We start from the raw sequence: 16111 nt of genomic DNA, 5'->3' as shown, positions 1-16111 counted from the left end.
TGACGCCTACCCTGTGATCAGGCTCTGGATGGCGGCGGCATCGAGGCCGCGCTCGCCGATGATCACCAACCGCCCCTGCCGCGATTCGCCCGAGCGCCACGGGCGCTCGAACTGGTGCTGAATGCGGCTGCCCACGGCCTGCACGAGGAGGCGCAGCGGCTTGCCGGCAACTTCCACGAACCCTTTCACCCGCAAGACATCATGCGCATCGACGGCGGCCGCGATGCGGTCGACGAGCGCATCGGGCGAGGCCTGCGCCGGGACGTCGAGCACGAAGCTCTCAAAATCGTCGTGATCATGCTCGGCCTCGTTGTCGTGATGCGACGGCCGGGCGGCGAGATCATCCTCCGCCGCGGCGCCGAGCCCGAGCAGCACCGACGCCGACAGCCTGCCATGCTCGGTCGCGATCACCTTGACGGCGCGCTGCACCTTGGCGGCAATCTCGGCGGCGACATCCTTGCGCTGCTCCTCGCTCATCAGATCGCTCTTGTTCATCACGACGAGATCGGCGCACAGCAGCTGGTCCTCGTAGACCTCCTCCAGCGGGTTGTCGTGATCGAGCGAGGCATCGGTGGCGCGCTGCGCCGCGAGCGCTTCCGGATCGTCGGCGAAGCGGCCCGCAACCACCGCCGGGCCGTCGACGACCGCCACGACGCCGTCGACCGTGACACGCGTCGCGATCTCGGGCCAGTTGAAGGCCTGCACCAGCGGCTTCGGCAAAGCCAGCCCCGAGGTCTCGATCACGATATGCTCCGGCGGCTCCTTCTGGTCCAGCAGGCTCCTGAGCGCGGGCACGAAATCGTCGGCGACGGTGCAGCACAGACAGCCGTTCGACAGCTCGACGATGCGATCCTCCGGACAGTCCGGCACGCCGCAGCCTTTCAGGATGTCGCCGTCGATGCCGACGTCGCCGAACTCGTTGACGATGATGGCGAGCCGGCGGCCGTTCGCGGTCTCGATCAGATTGCGCACCAGCGTCGTCTTGCCGGCGCCGAGAAAACCGGTGACGATGGTGCAAGGCGTCTTGGCGAACGACTTCGTCATGGCGATGCGATCTCTCGGTTTCAGCGTGGCGCCGACAGCGCAGGCACGCGCGCGACGGTGTTCTTGCGGATGTATTCGGGACGCTCGCGCCAGGCCGGCAGGCCGGCGTCATGACGCTGATGCAATTGCGCGAATGTCAGCACATCCCGCGCATGCAGATCCGGATCAAGTGCGCCGAGCACATAGGTCCATTTGCCCGGTGCCGTCACGGCAACCGTGCACGCACGATTACAGTTGGACAGGCATTCGACGCCGACGACGGCGACGCCGGCGCGTTGCGCAGCCGGCACCGTCTCGATGGCCGCGAGCAAACGGGCGCCGGCCCGCGGCTCATCCGGCGGCGCAGCCTCGGCCGCCTGCGTGCGGCAGGTAACGCAGACGAACAACGTCGTCTCAGCAGATGCGATCATCGATCAGCCGATCACGCCGGCGGCCGTTGCGGCGGCGACACCGCCCACCAGCACGATGGCGGCGCCCGCGAGCCGCAGCGCCAGCGGCGCAGCCGCCTTGGCCTTCGCCGACAGCAGCCTGGTGCCGAGGAACGCACCGGCGGCGATGACGGTCTGGATCAAGAGCAGACCGGCGAGATAGGCGCCAAGCGGCGAGTTCTCGGCGCCGACGATCGATTCACCCAGCGCATATCCATGGACGAGGCCGGTCACGGCGAACAGGCCGGCAACCGGCAACACGCCGAAGCGCCCACGCATCACCACCACGAGGCCGACCACGGCGGTGGTCAGGCCGACCAGCAGCTCGGCAGCCGGGATGTTGGCCTTGGCCACATGCAGGCCGACGCCCGCGATCATCGCGGTGGTGAAGGCCAGCACCGGCGCGAAGCCGCGGCCCAGCAGAGCTGCAACGATGCCCGCGCCCACGATCGCCGCCAGATGGTCGATTCCGATGATGGGATGGCCGAGGCCGGACAGCATCCCCTGCGCAAACGTCTGCGGCAGCTTGCCGCCCATCATGTGATGCGCGAAGGCGGGATCGGCGGCGAGCAGCAACAGGCTCGCGGCTGCAAAGGTCGTGGTACGGGTCAACTTCATGGCCGTCTCCGTCGCTTGCCGGCTCCCCAGAGGACCGGACGATGCGCTGCATCCGACGGCATCCCGCCCATCCCGGCGGGATCAGAACCAGCATCGCGACTCCCCGCGCGACGGGTCGGCCAACAGCAATGTCGACGGCAGGTCTCCTGGCTCTCGGGTCGCTGCATCAGGCCACCTTCCCGGTTTCCCAGTGGTGTCTTGGCCTCACACTCGCCGATTACAGTTGCGGGGGCAGCCACGGCCTTGGGTCAAGAACCCGCACCGTGTTCCCTAAATCTCTCCTTTCGGAGAACCGTCATCTGTTAGATACGGGTCGCGCCAAAGCCCGTCAATCGGAATCGTCCCCATGGCCCCTGCCCCGCCGCACCCCGTCCTGCCGCGCCTGACGCTGGTGCTCGGCGGCGCGCGCTCGGGCAAGAGCCGCCATGCCGAGGCGCTCGTCACCGCCCTTCCGCCGCCCTGGACCTATGTTGCGACGGCGCAGGCGTTCGACGCCGAAATGACCGACCGGATCGCCCAGCACAAGGCGCGCCGCATTGAGGGATGGCAGACGCTGGAAACGACACATGATCTCGCCGGCCTCATCCGGGCACATGGAGATTCGGGCACGCCGATGCTGATCGATTGCCTGACGCTCTGGCTCAGCAATGTGATGCTCGCCGACATGGACGTACCGGCCAGATGTGCCGAGCTGATCGATGCGCTCAGGAGCGCGAATGGCCCCATCGTGGCCGTGTCCAACGAAGTCGGGCTGGGCATCGTGCCGGACAATGCGCTGGCGCGCGCCTTTCGCGACGCCCAGGGTCGACTGAACCAGGACGTCGCGGCCGTGGCCGATCGCGTGATCCTGATGGCGGCAGGACTGCCGCTGACTTTGAAGTGACAAGGAGAACATGCCCGTGACCGAAAGCGCCGACGATTCCCGCCACAAGGCGAAGATGGAGAACCGCAAGGCGGTGCAGGATGCCGAGGTCGCCTCCAAGACCGTGGAGAAGGGCCTGCTCATCGTTCACACCGGCAAGGGCAAGGGCAAATCGACGGCGGCGTGGGGCCTGATGCTGCGCGCGATCGGCCGCGGCTTTCGCATTGGCGTCGTGCAATTCGGCAAGGGCGCGTGGGAGACCGGCGAGCGCAAGGCCATCGAGACGTTCGGCGACCAGGTGTCGTGGCACACGCTCGGCGAAGGTTTTACGTGGGAAACCCAGGATCGCGCGCGCGACGTCGCCGCGGCCGAGCGCGCCTGGGCCAAGGCAAAGGAGCTGATGGCGGATCCGTCGATCCGGCTGCTCGTCCTCGATGAGCTCAACATCGCGCTGCGCTACGATCATCTTGATATCGCCGACGTCGTCGCCACGCTCGCAGGGCGCCGTCCCGATCTGCACGTCGTCGTCACCGGCCGCAACGCCAAGCCGGAGCTGATCGAGGCCGCCGATCTCGTCACCGAGATGAACCTCGTGAAGCATCATTTCGCGGCCGGCGTGAAGGCGCAGGAAGGCATCGAGTACTAGGCTCATGAGCGCGCGCGCCATCATGTTCCAGGGCACCGGCTCCGACGTCGGCAAATCGCTGATCGTCGCGGGGCTCGCGCGTGCGCTGACCTTGCGCGGCCTAAAAGTGGCGCCGTTCAAGCCGCAGAACATGTCGAACAACGCCGCCGTCACCACGGATGGCGGCGAGATCGGCCGCGCCCAGGCGCTGCAGGCGCGCGCGGCGCGGCGGCCGATGACGGTGCACATGAACCCGGTGCTGCTGAAGCCGCAGAGCGAGATCGGGTCGCAGGTCGTGGTGCAGGGCCGCGTGATCGGCAACGCCAAGGCATCGGCCTATCAGGCGATGAAGCCGCAATTGATGAATACGGTGCTCGAGAGCTTTCACCATCTGGCTGCCGATGCCGACATCGTGCTGGTCGAAGGCGCCGGCTCCGCCTCCGAGATCAACCTGCGCGCCGGCGATATCGCCAACATGGGTTTTGCGCAGGTAACGCAGATTCCGGTGGTGCTGATCGGCGATATCGATCGGGGGGGCGTCATTGCGAGCCTGGTCGGCACCCAGGCGGTGATCGCGCCCGCGGATGCCGCACGCATCGCGGGTTTCCTCGTCAACAAGTTCCGCGGCGATCCGGCGTTATTCGCGTCGGGCATCAACGAGATCGCGCAGCGGACGGGCTGGACGTCGCTCGGGCTCATTCCGCATTTTTCCGATGCGCGCCGCCTGCCCGCCGAGGATGCGCTCGGACTGGCTGAACGCGGATCATCGGGAGGACAACGGCCGAAGGTCGTCATCCTCGCCTACCCCCGCATTTCCAATTTCGACGAGTTCGATCCGTTGCGACTGGAAGATGGAATCGATCTGCAGTTCCTGCGGCCGGGCACGCCAATTCCCGGCGACGCATCGATCGTGATCCTGCCGGGCTCGAAGGCGACGATCGCCGATCTCGCAGCCCTGCGTGACGCCGGCTGGGACATCGATCTCATCGCGCATCTGCGCCGCGGCGGCCGCGTGCTCGGCATCTGCGGCGGCTATCAGATGCTCGGACGCATGATCAGCGATCCCGACGGACACGAGGGGGCATCTGGTTCCGTCACGGGACTTGGGCTGCTCGACGTCGAAACGACCCTGACGGATGACAAGGCGTTGCGCGAGGTCCAGGGCACGCTGATGGACGGTCAATTGCCGTTCCGCGGCTACGAGATGCACATCGGCCGCACGGAGGGACCAGCGACACAGCGCCCCTTCCTGACCTTCTCCGACGGTCGTCGCGATGGCGCCATCGCGCCTGATGGCCTGGTAGCCGGCTGCTACGTGCATAGTCTGTTCGCCGACGATGGCCTGCGCAGCCATTGGCTGCGCGGCCTCGGTGCGACGACCAGCGGCCTCTCTTATGAGACCGATGTGGACACAACGTTGGATGCACTCGCGGCGCATCTCGAGCGCTACGTCGACGTTGATCGTATCCTGGCATTGGCGAGCAAACCCGCGCCCCCCGTGGCGACTACAGGATCCTGACCAGGACGAGGCCTGCGACGACCGCCGCCTGAACCAGACACGCCAGCCGATACAGCCGCAGGGCACGCCGGATGTCGGACGCGTCGAGATCGGCGCGCCCGTCTCCCATCCAGGCATCGGTGACGAGATGACCGTGATAGACGCGCGGCCCTGCCAGGCGTAATCCAAGCGCACCGGCCATCGCCGCTTCCGGCCAGCCGGCATTGGGCGAACGATGCTTCGATGCATCGCGTGCAACGTCTCGCAGTGCGGCCGAAGCCGAGGCGTTGGGGATGCAGACCGCAGCGGCTGCGATCCACAGCGCGGACAGGCGCGAGGCCGGCAAGTTGACGAGATCATCGAGCCGCGCCGCCGCCCAGCCGAACGCGCGGTGACGGTCAGAGAGATGACCGATCATGCTGTCGGCGGTGTTGAGAGTCTTGTAGATCAGGATGCCCGGCAGTCCGCCGATAACCAGCCAGAACAACGGCGCAACGACGCCATCGGAGAAGTTCTCAGCCAGGCTCTCGACCGCAGCCCGCGCGACGCCGGCTTCATCCAGCCGCTCGGGATCGCGGCCGACGATCATCGCCACGGCCCGGCGGCCGCCGTCGAGTCCCTGCTGCTCCAACCCCTCTGCGACCGCGGCGACATGCGTATCGAGACTGCGCTGGGCCAGCAGGCTGCTTGCCGCCACACCAAGGATGATGGTTGCAACCGGCTCGCCGACGAGCGCCTGCACGACCCATGTTGCAATGAGGCCGGTGGCCATCAGCCCGACGACGAGCAGGCACACGAGCGCAATGCCGCGCGCGCGTCGTGCGGCAAAGCTGTCTGCTGCCCTGTTCCAGCGGCGGTCCCCCCATGCTATCAGCGCGCCCATCCACATCACGGGATGTCCGATCCGCTGCACCAGCACCTGGGGATAGCCGACCGCCGCCTCGACGAGGAGCGCCGTGAGCGCGAGAGAGACGAACATCGATCTCCGCTTAAGGAAAGGCATGTAAAGGAACGAGATGGACGACAGAGCGACTAGCACGCATAAGGATGAGCCGGAAGCGATCCTTCACGGCGGCGATCTCGCTGCGGTCAGCCGTCTCTACCCGGACGCACCGCTGCCGTGGATCGATCTGTCGACCGGCATCAATCCGATCTCTTACCCCGTGCCGACGGTCCCGGCTGAGAGCTGGACACGGTTGCCCAGCAAGCCCGACGAGGACGCGCTGCTGTCCGTTGCCGCTGCACGGTACCGCCTGCAGACACCCGCATCGATTGTTGCGGCCGCAGGCACCCAAGCGCTGCTGCAGATTCTGCCGCGCCTGCGCGCTTCGAGTTCGGTCGCTGTGTTTGCGCCGACCTACGAAGAACATGAGCTCTGCTGGCGCCGCTGCGGTCACCGAGTGCGTTTGGTCGACAAGGTCGATGCGCTGGCGGAAGCAGACGTCGCCATTGTGGTCAACCCGAACAATCCCACTGGACGATTGCTGCCACGCGCCACGCTCCACTTGCTCGGCGTGACGCTCGCGCGTCGCAACGGCCTGCTTGTGGTAGACGAAGCTTTTGCTGATTTCTGTCCCGTGGAGGCGAGCCTGATTCCGAACTTGCCACCAGCCACTCTGGTGTTGCGATCGTTCGGAAAGGCTTACGGCTTGGCAGGATTGAGGCTCGGCTTTGCCATAACTTCCCAGGACCTGGCCGATCAATTGCGCCGTGCGCTGGGTCCATGGGCCGTGTCTGGACCTGCGCTTGCGATAGGTTCGATTGCTCTGGCTGACGACCAATGGCTGCGGGACGCACGCGTGAGGCTGGTGTCCGACGGACAACGGCTCGATACGATGCTGACCGCGTCCGGCTGCCAAATTCACAGCCTCGGTTCCAGGGCTCTTGGCGGAACACCCCTGTTCAGGCTGGTCGAGAACGCGAATGCTGCCGCATTGGCCGAGCGGCTCGCCCGGCACGGCATCCACGTCCGGCGTTTTCCGGCTCAGCCGAACTGGCTGCGCTTCGGCCTGCCGGGCGATGAGTCCGAGTGGCAGCGGCTGGCGCAGGCGCTCGGCGGCGCCTTCTAGCCGAGCACGCAGGCGGCAAGCAGCAGCGTTTCCGTGACCTCGATGCTGGCGCCATGGCAATCACCAGTGATGCCGCCGAGCCGCCATTGCCAATAGAATGCGACCGCCGGCAGGAGCACGATGGCGAGCAGCGTCGGGACCGCGCCGGCCAGCGCGGCGATCACGAGCACGCCGCCCCACGCGATAATGACATTCCAACCGACGCTGTTCGAGACGCTCGCGCCGAGCCCCGGCTTCAACGACAGTAGCGTCTTGGTGCAGACCAGCGTTCCCAGCCGTGCCCAAGCCGGGATCAGCAGCAGCACCCAGGCCGTCGGGCCCGTGGCCAGCTCGGCGATCAGCACCAGCTTGGCGGCGATCTGCAGCGATATCGCGACCACGGCGAAGCTGCCGGCATGGGGATCGCCGAGCACGGCGACGAAGCGCTCGGGCTTGCCATGCGCGGCGCCGAACGCATCGGCGACGTCGCCGAGCCCGTCGAGATGCAGCGCGCCGGTGATCCAGATCCAGGCGACCAGCACGGCGAGCGCGACGATCCACGGATCGGCCTCATGAAAAAGGCGGGCGATCAGCGCCAGACAGGCGCCAATCACCAGTCCGGCTGCCGGAAACCAGACCGACGCCCGCGCAAGATCGTCCGGCCGCGACTCCGCGACGCGCGGTGTCGGTAGCCGCGTCAGGAACTGCAATGCGATCCAGAATTCACGCAGACTCATGGCTGGATGATCTCGACGATTTCGCCCCAAGCTACACCATCATCGCCCTGCCCGGCTTCGAGCGTGATCCGCGTGCCGGGACAGATACGGAGGCTCCATAGCTGGCGCAGCGGCCAGCCAAGCAGATGCGACAACGCGGCACGCATGGCGCCGCCATGCGTCACCACCAGAACCGGCGCAGACTCGGACTTTGCCAGAATGCGATCAGTCGCGCGCGTGACACGCGCTCGCAGATCGACCCAGCTCTCACCGCCCGGTGCCCGGACTGTGGGATCGGCATGAAAGGCGTCGAGCAAGCCTTCACCCCCGGACTCGGCGGCGATGTCACGGCGGCTTCGCCCGTCCCAGCGCCCGAAATCGAGCTCGCTCCAATCCGCGTCGATGTTCAGCGCGCAGCCGGTCTGACGCGCATAATCCTCCGCTGCCGCACGTGCGCGCGCCAACGGCGAGCTGACGACGCTGCGCCAGATCCGGCTCTGCGTCTGCCGCCGGAATTGATCCCAGCCGGATTCGCTGAGCGGCGGATCGGTGCGGCCATCGAGATGGCTATCCCGCCCCGTCGTCCCGTGCCGCAGCAGATCGATCCGCATCAGGACTTGGCTCCCGAGACGGCGGCCTCCGCGAAGGTCGCCATGCCCCCGTGGAGCGCGCAGGCCAGCCGGATGATCGGCAGCGCGGTGGCGGCGCCGGAGGCCTCGCCGAGCCGCAGATCGAGGTCGATCAGAGGACGGGCGCCGAGCACGTCGAGCACGATGGCGTGGCCGCGTTCGGCCGAGCGGTGCGAGAACAACAGCCACGGACGGCAGGACGGATTGAGGCGGACGGCAACCAGCGCCGCGACCGAGACGATGAAGCCGTCGACCAGCACCGGCCAGCGCCGCTGCGCGGCGGCGACGATCGCGCCGGCCATCGCGATGATCTCGAAGCCGCCGACCGCTTTCAGGATGTCCGCGACGGCCGCTCCCGCCGTGAGCCCGTGTCGCCGCAATGCGTCGACGATCACCGCGGCCTTCCTGGCCCGCCCGTCGGCGTCGAGCCCGGTGCCGCTGCCGACGGTGTCCGCAGGCGCACAGGACAGCAGCGCGGCGGCGATCGCTGCCGCCGACGTCGTGTTGCCGATCCCCATCTCGCCGAAGATCACGAGTTGCGGCGCGTGATCGGCCTGCCGCAGCACCGCGCGCCGTCCGGCTTCCACCGCGAACGCAACCTCCTCCGGCGTCAGCGCCGCCTCGGTGCTGAAATCGCGGGTGCCGCGCCGTGGCTTGTCGACGACGACGCCGGGCACCGGCTCATGCGCCAGCGTCCCGACGTCGACCACCTCAAGCGGGCAGCCCAGGCTGCGCGCCAGCACCGAGATCGCCGCACCACCGGCCGCGAAGTTGTGCAGCATCTGCACCGTCACTTCCGGCGGATAGGCCGACACGCCCTGCGCCGCGATGCCGTGATCCCCTGCGAACAGCACCACCGGGACCCTGTCGGCCCCCGGCCGTTCCAGGGCCTGCAGCGCCGCCAGTTCGACCGCCACCTGCTCCAATCGCCCAAGGGCGCCAAACGGCTTGGTCAACTGCGCCTGGCGTTCCAGCGCCGCCTGCCGATGGAGTTCGGACGGGGCCGCACAATCAAGGCTGATCCATTCAGGAAGCACCGCGGATCCTTTCAGCGTCACTCGGGTTCGGGACGATTGCCACCGCGAGACGGCCGAGACAAGCTCCGTGAGTGCCCGATTGTCATCGAACCGTCATCGAACGTGACGACAGGTGGCTGCCCCACCCAGCCCGAAAGACGCTCATGGATTACTTCCGCCGCTTCACCTTCCTGTTCGCCGCGCCGGTGTTCGAGACCGACGATCTCGCCGGCGTCCGCTTCAACCAGATCATTGAGGAGATCCAGCGCTCGGGCTTCGAGGTGGTGCGCGCCCGCAAGCTGGAGGACGCCGAGATCGCGGTGCAGACGGATGCCGCGATCGGCTGCATGGTCGTCGATTGGGGCAAGAAGGGCCTGGAAGGCAAGACGGCGTCGCTGATCAACCTGATGCGCCGGCGCGGTCTGGACTTCCCGATCATCCTGCTGATTCGGCGCAAGCGCTTCGAGGACCTGCCGGTCGAGGTGCTCGATTTCATCGACGGCTATGTCTTCCTCTCCGAGGAGACGCCCGCCTTCATCGCCAAGAACCTGATCAGCCGGCTGAAGCAATATGCCGAGACGCTGAAGACGCCGTTCTTCGGCACGCTGGTCGACTATGCCGAGGAAGGCAACCAGCTCTGGACCTGTCCCGGCCACAATGGCGGCGTGTTCTACAGCCGCAGCCCGATCGGCCGGATCTTCGTCGAGCATCTCGGCGAGGCGGTGTTTCGCGACGACCTCGACAATTCCGTGCTCGATCTCGGTGATCTCCTGACCCATGAGGGACCGGCGCTGCGCGCGCAGAAGGAAGCGGCGCAAATCTTTGGCGCCGAGAAGACCTATTTCGTCCTCAACGGCACCTCGACCTCCAACAAGGTCGTGTTGGGCGCGCTGGTCACCGATGGTGACCTCGTGCTGTTCGACCGCAACAACCACAAGGCGGCCCATCATGGTGCGCTGCTCATCTCGGGCGGCGTCCCGATCTACGTCCCGACAGTTCGCAACCCCTGGGGCCTGATCGGCCCGATGCGCTGGGACCTGCTCGACGAGCAGCACCTGCGGCAACAAATCCGCGACAACCCGCTGGTCAAGGATCCCGACGCCTGGCGCAAGCCGCGCCCGTTCCGTGTCGCAGTGGTCGAGCAGTGCACCTATGACGGGACGATCCACAGCGCCGAGATGATCCTCAAGCGGATCGGGCATCTCTGCGAGTACATCATGTTCGACGAGGCCTGGGCGGGGTTCATGAAGTTCCACCCGCTCTATGCCGGCCGCTTCGCCATGGGCCTCGGCGATCTCGGACCCGACGCACCAGGCATCATCGCCACGCAATCGACCCACAAGCAGCTCGCGAGCTTCTCCCAGGCCTCGCAGATCCACGTCAAGGACCGCCACATCAAGGGGCAGCGGCGGCGGATCGAGCATCGGCGCTTCAACGAGAGCTTCATGCAGCACGCCTCGACCTCGCCGTTCTACCCGCTGTTCGCCTCGCTGGACGTCGGCGCGCAGATGATGAAGGGCCGCTCCGGCGAGGTGCTGTGGGACGACACGATCCGGCTCGGCATCGAATTGCGCAAGAAGATCCGGGCGATGCGCAGGGAATTCGAGGAGAAGGAGAAGGATCCGGCACGGCGCTGGTTCTTCGAGCCGTTCGTTCCGGATCGCGTCTCGATTCCCGATGCGGCCAATCCCGGAGCCAGCCACGATGTGGCCTGGGAGGCGATCTCGACCGACCAACTCGCGACCGACGCGTCCCTCTGGCAGCTCGCGCCCGGGGCCGCATGGCACGGCTTTCCGGATCTCGCCGCCGGCTTCACGATGACCGATCCGAACAAGCTGACCCTGCTGACCCCAGGCTTCGATCGCGCCACCGGAGGCTATGCCGACCACGGCATCCCGGCGCCGATCGTCGCGCAATATCTGCGCGAGAACCGCATCGTGGCGGAGAAGAACGATCTCAATTCGCTGCTCTTCCTGCTGACGCCGGGTGTCGAGGCCAGCAAGGCCGGAACCCTGATCAGCGGTCTGGTCGCCTTCAAGCGGCTCCACGATGACAACGTGCTGCTGGAGGACGCCATTCCGGAGTTCACCCGGAAGCGCTTTGCGCGCTACGGCAAGCTGCGGCTGCGCGACCTCTGCGGCGAGATGCATCGTTTCTATCGCGACGCCGAGGTGAGCGCGCTGCAGGCAAAGCAGTTCCAGCCGCAGCATTTGCCGGAGATCGCGATGTCGCCGCGTGAGGCAGCGCGTGCGCTGATGCGGAACGAGGTCGATTACCTGCCGATCGACCAGATCGCCGGGCGCGTTGCGACGACGCCGTTCGTGGTCTATCCGCCGGGCATCGCTACCATCGTTCCGGGCGAGCGGCTCTCCGCGCGCGCCCAGCCGATGATCGATTACCTCAAGATGTTCGAGCGGGCGTTCAACGCCTATCCCGGCTTCGACGTCGAAATCCAGGGGCTGTACAAGGAGCTCGACGAGTCCGGCCGGGTCCGGCTCCATACCTATGTCTGCGCAGAGTAATTCGAACCATGGACAGCACGATCACGGCTGGCGATACCGAGCCGCCGGTCCTCGTCAGGCCGTCACGCGACGAGGACGTCGAGGCCATGCTCTCGATCTACCGGCGGCATGTCCGCCGCGGGGTCGAGGACAGCGCCCCCGGTTCCGGCGCGCCGGAGCCGGACGATCTCAAGCAGCGGCGCAAGAATCTGCGCAATCATCGCCTGCCGCATCTGGTTGCGACATTCCGCGGCGAGGTCGTGGGCTATGCCTATGTCGTCCTGTTCAGGAAGCGGCCGGCCTATCGGTTCGCGGTCAAGCATTCGATCTATGTCCACCATGAGCATCTCGGCCGTGGTGTCGGCCGGCTGCTGATGCAGGCGCTGATCGATGCGTCCGCCGCGGCAGGATATCGGCAGATGATCGGCTATATCGACGCCGACAACGTCGCCTCGCTCGGCATTCACGAACGCTTCGGGTTCGCCAGAGTGGGGCTGCTGCCGGGCGTCGCCTACCGCTACGGCCGCTGGTGCGACACCGTGATGGTGCAGCGCTCGCTCGGCCCCGGGGCCCGCGATGCACCGGCTGGGCTGAGCCGCTGAGCCGCAGCTCAGGAGGGAAAGTCGGCCGCCTTCACCTCGATGCGGTCGGCGTGCAGCGACCAGTCGCGCAGCTCCTGCTGTTCGCAGAACCTGGACTTTGCGATTTCTGCGGCTTCGCCTTCGCTGTCGGCCTCAACCTCCAGCGTGCTCTGGCAAATCTCGCACTGGCGGCCATTCTCGCCCAGCACGTCCTTCAGGAAATGGATGACGTAGCGCGACATGCAACCTCCTGCCTCTCACGCAGTGATCGAGGAGATGTTAGCGCGCTTCTCCGTCCGCTGTTGACCGATATCAAGCGGCCGACGCAAATATTTGACGCAGCTCGTGGAACCGGCGCTTAGGCTCCGACCGAAGGCAGGCTTGCGGCGGCAATCGCGACGAACTGCGAGACGGCGCGACGGACGCGGCCATGGGTCGACTTCAGGATGGCGTTCAGCCGGCGCATCGGACCAGTTTCCCTTCCGCGCCGAGCGAAAAAAATGGCCTAAGCTCATGGCGCCCCTGAAAAAATGATCAGCCGCCGCCGGGCTGTCGAGACGGCGCGGAAAATAGCAATGTCCACGTCGCCGCAGCCGCCCGGAAGAGAAGATTCATTACCACCCCGCGGCTTGCGACGCATGAAATCTTCTCCCCGCAACTCCCCCTCTCCCGGCTAGCCCGGCGCCACTCCGAACGCCTCGCGGAAACGGGCGCTGTAGCGCGGCCAGGCCTCGGGATTGATCAGGCGCGGCGGCCGGCCGCCGTCGAGCGCGGCGAGCAGTTGCTCGGCCGCGATCCGGCCCATGTTCTGCCGCGCCTCCCGCGTCACGCCGGCGGTGTGCGGGCTCGCCAGCACGTTGTCGAATTGGAGCAGCGGATGATCCGGCGGCGGCGGCTCCTTGGCCCAGACGTCGAGCCCAGCGCCGGCGATGCGCTTTTCGCTCAGAGCAGCGAACAGCGCCTCCTCATCGTGGATGAAGCCGCGGGCGGTGGTGACGAAATAGGCATGCGGCTGCATCAGCGCAAACTCCCGGGCGCCGATCATGCCGCGGCTGTCTCTCGTCAGCGGGCAGTTGATCGAGACGAAATCCGAGCGCCGCATCAGGTCATGGAGGTCCACCTTCTCCGCGCCGCGGGCCGCGATCTCCTCCGACGCGAGACAGGGGTCATAGGCCAGCACCGTCATGCCGAGGAGGCCGCGGCACAGCTCGGCAACCCGGCGGCCGACATTGCCAAGTCCGACGATGCCGATCGTCCGCCCCTGCACCTCGTTGCCGATCAGATCGTTGCGGTTGACGTCCGCCTCCCGGCGCAGCCGGCGGTCGGACTGGATGATGCGCTTCGACAGGGTCAGCATCATGCCGAGCGTGTGCTCGGCCACCGAATGCGCGTTGCCGCCGGACTGGTTGACGACGAGGACGCCGGCTGCGGTGCAGGCCTCGACATCGACGGGATCGTATCCCGCGCCGTTGCTGGACACGATCAGGAGGTTCGGCGCGCGGGCGAGCAGCTCCGCATCGACATGGAAGCGCGGCGCGAGCTCGTCGCGGGCCGCCCCGATCTGGTAGGCGTGGGCGGCGGCGAGGATCGGCGCCGTCTCGGCCTCGGAGCTCTCGTTCTCCAGCCGGTCGAGCCGGACGTCGGGGCGGCCTGCGAGCAGCTCGCTGAAGATCGGGTGCGCGAGATATTTGACGTAGAAGACGCGCTTGGAATTCGCGGCCATGAACAGGCGACCTCCTGGTATCTTGGTTCTTGATTTCGGACTTGAAAGGCGGATGCCTGACCGGCCGGGCCGGCATGTTGACAATCGTCCCGGTGCCGTCAAGCTCGGCACCAAACAGAGCCCCATCAGGGACGACCGGAGGAACAGCAATGGCCGCCGATGCCGACGCGGCGCGATCCGCAGCCGCTGTGCCGAATTGGCACGAGATCGTGCTGCAGACGTTCAAGCGCAACGACGTCGATCTCATCCCCTACGTTCCCGACCGCGTCCTGACGCCGCTGATCCGGAGCTTGCACGACGATCCGTTCTTCACGACGTTTGCGACCGCGCGCGAGGAGGAAGCGGTCGGCATTCTCGCCGGCGCCTGGATGGGCGGGCGGCGCGGCGCGCTCCTGATGCAGACCTCGGGCTTCGCGACCTTGCCCAACGTGCTGGCCTCGCTGGTCGTGCCCTGCCAGATCCCGCTCATCATGCTCGTGTCGGAGCGCGGCACGCTCGGCGAATTCAATGTCGGCCAGTCGCTGGTGTGCCGGACCATGCGGCCGGTGCTCGATGCGCTGGCGATGGAGCATCACACCATGACGCGGCTCGACGAGCTCGACTTCATCGTCGACCGCTCGATCAAGCAGGCGGTCGCGACGCAGGCGCCGGTGGCGCTGATCCTCTCCCCGCTGCTCACCGGCGGAAAGGTGTTCGCATGACCGCGCCGATCCTCAACACCAAGATCATGAACCGCCATGACCTTACCTGCCGGCTGGTTGCGAAGCTCAAGCATGAGGAAGCCGTCATCGGCGGCATCGGCAACACCAATTTCGATCTGTGGGCGGCGGGCCCGCGGCCGCAGAACTTCTACATGCTCGGCAGCATGGGGCTGGCCTGCCCGATCGCGCTCGGCGTCGCGCTGGCGCAGCCGCAGCGCCGGGTGTTCGCGCTCGAAGGCGACGGCTCGCTGCTGATGCAGCTCGGCTGCCTCGCCACGATTGCGACGCTGGCGCCGAAAAATTTGGCCATCATCGTCATGGACAACGGCGTCTACCAGATCACCGGCAGCCAGCCGACCTCGGCCCGGCAGGCCGACGTCGCAGCCATTGCCGCAGGATGCGGCATTCGCGCCAGCCATTGGGCCGCAGATGAGGAGGATTTCGAACGCCTCGTCGATCTGGCGCTGGGAACCGCCGGCCCGGTGCTGATCGCGGCCCGCATCGACGACAAGCCCGGCGTCGGCGCCACCCGGCGCGATCCCGCGCAGATTCGCGAGCGCTTCATGCAGGGGTTGGGCGTGCGGCAGCCGATCTGAAAAGCCCGGCGACGGCGCCGCGCGGTAAGATGAGACGCCATGAACCTCGGCCCGCGCCGCGTTAACTACACTAGGGGCTCAAGCCGCTGTGAGCCCGGCCCACAGCCCGGATCGTGCTAAGCAGAGCTCATGAAGATCGTATTCCGCCTTTCGGCCTGGCTGCTCGCCGCAGCCGTCGCCTTCGCGACGCTGGGCCCGCCGAACTACCGGCCGCATTCCCATCTCGGACAGGACGGCGAGCACGCCCTCGCCTTCGTCCTGATCGGCCTGGCCTTCGGCCTCGCCTATCGCAGCCATCGGCTGCTGACCACAGGGATCGCGGTCATCCTGATCGGGGCGCTGGAGCTGGCGCAATTCCTGGCGCCCGGGCGCCATGCGCGGCTGGAAGATTTCATCGTCGACGCCACCACCGCCTGCATCGGCTTCGGCCTGGCTGCCGCGCTCGACTGGCTCGCGCGCCAGATCCGCACCCAGACCACCTGAACGCAGAAAGGCCCGCCACGGATGCGACGGGGCCTTCCGGCG

General features: G+C 66.9%; 18 protein-coding genes and 1 riboswitch. Of the genes, 9 read left to right on the top strand and 9 right to left on the bottom strand.

Annotation, left to right across the window (positions count from 1 at the left end; translation table 11 throughout):
* Positions 1-6: 6 nt before the first annotated feature.
* Genes cobW through ACQR1H_RS15070 form a run of 3 tightly spaced genes read right to left on the bottom strand, consistent with a single transcriptional unit; the run spans position 7 to position 2090 of the window.
* Complete coding sequence (gene cobW / locus ACQR1H_RS15080; RefSeq protein ID WP_315718434.1) at positions 7-1044, bottom strand: cobalamin biosynthesis protein CobW; 1038 nt, start codon at positions 1042-1044, stop codon at positions 7-9.
* Positions 1045-1064: 20 nt separating this feature from the next.
* Complete coding sequence (locus ACQR1H_RS15075) at positions 1065-1454, bottom strand: DUF1636 domain-containing protein (protein ID WP_434907766.1); 390 nt, start codon at positions 1452-1454, stop codon at positions 1065-1067.
* Positions 1455-1457: 3 nt separating this feature from the next.
* Entirely contained in the window at positions 1458-2090 is a 633-nt protein-coding gene (locus ACQR1H_RS15070) for a HupE/UreJ family protein (RefSeq protein ID WP_434907765.1), read from the bottom strand.
* A 119-nt stretch (positions 2091-2209) separates the two neighbouring features.
* Positions 2210-2402, bottom strand: a riboswitch (cobalamin riboswitch).
* A gap of 34 nt (positions 2403-2436) precedes the next feature.
* On the opposite strand from ACQR1H_RS15070, the gene cobU reads away from it, so the two are divergent.
* From cobU to ACQR1H_RS15055, 3 genes are read left to right on the top strand one after another with little or no spacing between them, the layout of a single operon-like run.
* The gene (cobU, locus tag ACQR1H_RS15065) at positions 2437-2973 is read left to right on the top strand and encodes a bifunctional adenosylcobinamide kinase/adenosylcobinamide-phosphate guanylyltransferase (RefSeq protein WP_434840406.1); all 537 of its coding nucleotides are present in this window, start codon (positions 2437-2439) and stop codon (positions 2971-2973) included.
* Between the two features lie 16 nt (positions 2974-2989).
* Positions 2990-3598 (top strand): cob(I)yrinic acid a,c-diamide adenosyltransferase, encoded by a 609-nt coding sequence (cobO, locus tag ACQR1H_RS15060; protein WP_042339416.1) that lies wholly within the window; start codon positions 2990-2992, stop codon positions 3596-3598.
* 4 nt (positions 3599-3602) lie between these two features.
* Positions 3603-5096, top strand: coding sequence for a cobyric acid synthase (locus ACQR1H_RS15055; protein ID WP_434907764.1), 1494 nt, complete (start codon positions 3603-3605; stop codon positions 5094-5096).
* Here the strand turns inward: ACQR1H_RS15055 and cbiB are convergent.
* On the bottom strand, positions 5083-6054 hold the full coding sequence (gene cbiB, locus ACQR1H_RS15050) for an adenosylcobinamide-phosphate synthase CbiB (RefSeq protein WP_434907763.1): 972 nt from the start codon (positions 6052-6054) through the stop codon (positions 5083-5085). The two genes, ACQR1H_RS15055 and cbiB, sit on opposite strands and share 14 nt — an antisense overlap.
* A gap of 37 nt (positions 6055-6091) precedes the next feature.
* On the opposite strand from cbiB, the gene cobD reads away from it, so the two are divergent.
* Positions 6092-7144: a threonine-phosphate decarboxylase CobD gene (cobD, locus tag ACQR1H_RS15045; protein ID WP_434907762.1), complete on the top strand. Its 1053-nt coding sequence runs from the start codon at positions 6092-6094 to the stop codon at positions 7142-7144.
* Here the strand turns inward: cobD and cobS are convergent.
* The 3 genes from cobS to cobT are packed head-to-tail and all read right to left on the bottom strand — an operon-like array spanning position 7141 to position 9505.
* The gene (cobS, locus tag ACQR1H_RS15040; RefSeq protein WP_434907761.1) at positions 7141-7860 is read right to left on the bottom strand and encodes an adenosylcobinamide-GDP ribazoletransferase; all 720 of its coding nucleotides are present in this window, start codon (positions 7858-7860) and stop codon (positions 7141-7143) included. The two genes, cobD and cobS, sit on opposite strands and share 4 nt — an antisense overlap.
* A complete protein-coding gene (locus ACQR1H_RS15035; RefSeq protein ID WP_434907760.1) occupies positions 7857-8450 on the bottom strand; it encodes a histidine phosphatase family protein in 594 nt (197 codons plus the stop codon). The genes cobS and ACQR1H_RS15035 overlap by 4 nt, the downstream gene beginning before the upstream one ends.
* On the bottom strand, positions 8450-9505 hold the full coding sequence (gene cobT / locus ACQR1H_RS15030; protein WP_434907759.1) for a nicotinate-nucleotide--dimethylbenzimidazole phosphoribosyltransferase: 1056 nt from the start codon (positions 9503-9505) through the stop codon (positions 8450-8452). The genes ACQR1H_RS15035 and cobT overlap by 1 nt, the downstream gene beginning before the upstream one ends.
* Before the next feature lie 143 nt (positions 9506-9648).
* On the opposite strand from cobT, the gene ACQR1H_RS15025 reads away from it, so the two are divergent.
* Together ACQR1H_RS15025 and ACQR1H_RS15020 are read left to right on the top strand one after the other, a co-directional pair.
* The gene (locus ACQR1H_RS15025; protein ID WP_434907758.1) at positions 9649-12006 is read left to right on the top strand and encodes an Orn/Lys/Arg decarboxylase N-terminal domain-containing protein; all 2358 of its coding nucleotides are present in this window, start codon (positions 9649-9651) and stop codon (positions 12004-12006) included.
* Positions 12007-12014: 8 nt separating this feature from the next.
* On the top strand, positions 12015-12587 hold the full coding sequence (locus ACQR1H_RS15020) for a GNAT family N-acetyltransferase (RefSeq protein ID WP_316182759.1): 573 nt from the start codon (positions 12015-12017) through the stop codon (positions 12585-12587).
* Between the two features lie 8 nt (positions 12588-12595).
* Here the strand turns inward: ACQR1H_RS15020 and ACQR1H_RS15015 are convergent, their stop codons facing one another.
* Positions 12596-12808, bottom strand: coding sequence for a hypothetical protein (locus ACQR1H_RS15015; RefSeq protein ID WP_315805115.1), 213 nt, complete (start codon positions 12806-12808; stop codon positions 12596-12598).
* Between the two features lie 431 nt (positions 12809-13239).
* On the bottom strand, positions 13240-14289 hold the full coding sequence (locus tag ACQR1H_RS15010) for a hydroxyacid dehydrogenase (protein WP_434907757.1): 1050 nt from the start codon (positions 14287-14289) through the stop codon (positions 13240-13242).
* 149 nt (positions 14290-14438) lie between these two features.
* Here ACQR1H_RS15010 and ACQR1H_RS15005 point away from each other — a divergent pair, with 149 nt between their 5' ends.
* The 3 genes from ACQR1H_RS15005 (at position 14439) to ACQR1H_RS14995 (ending at position 16069) form a co-directional block, all read left to right on the top strand.
* Positions 14439-14990 carry a thiamine pyrophosphate-binding protein gene (locus tag ACQR1H_RS15005; RefSeq protein ID WP_316218495.1) on the top strand — a complete coding sequence of 184 codons (552 nt, stop codon included), beginning with the start codon at positions 14439-14441 and terminating at the stop codon, positions 14988-14990.
* Positions 14987-15586 (top strand): thiamine pyrophosphate-dependent enzyme, encoded by a 600-nt coding sequence (locus ACQR1H_RS15000; RefSeq protein ID WP_315805112.1) that lies wholly within the window; start codon positions 14987-14989, stop codon positions 15584-15586. The genes ACQR1H_RS15005 and ACQR1H_RS15000 overlap by 4 nt, the downstream gene beginning before the upstream one ends.
* Positions 15587-15715: 129 nt before the next feature.
* Positions 15716-16069 carry a VanZ family protein gene (locus tag ACQR1H_RS14995; protein ID WP_316218496.1) on the top strand — a complete coding sequence of 118 codons (354 nt, stop codon included), beginning with the start codon at positions 15716-15718 and terminating at the stop codon, positions 16067-16069.
* Positions 16070-16111 lie beyond the last annotated feature (42 nt).

Source organism: Bradyrhizobium sp. HKCCYLRH2015 (assembly GCF_051168215.1).
Lineage (GTDB): Bacteria > Pseudomonadota > Alphaproteobacteria > Rhizobiales > Xanthobacteraceae > Bradyrhizobium.
The sequence above is the reverse complement of the archived record's forward strand: the minus strand, read 5'-3'. Positions and strand labels throughout refer to the sequence as shown.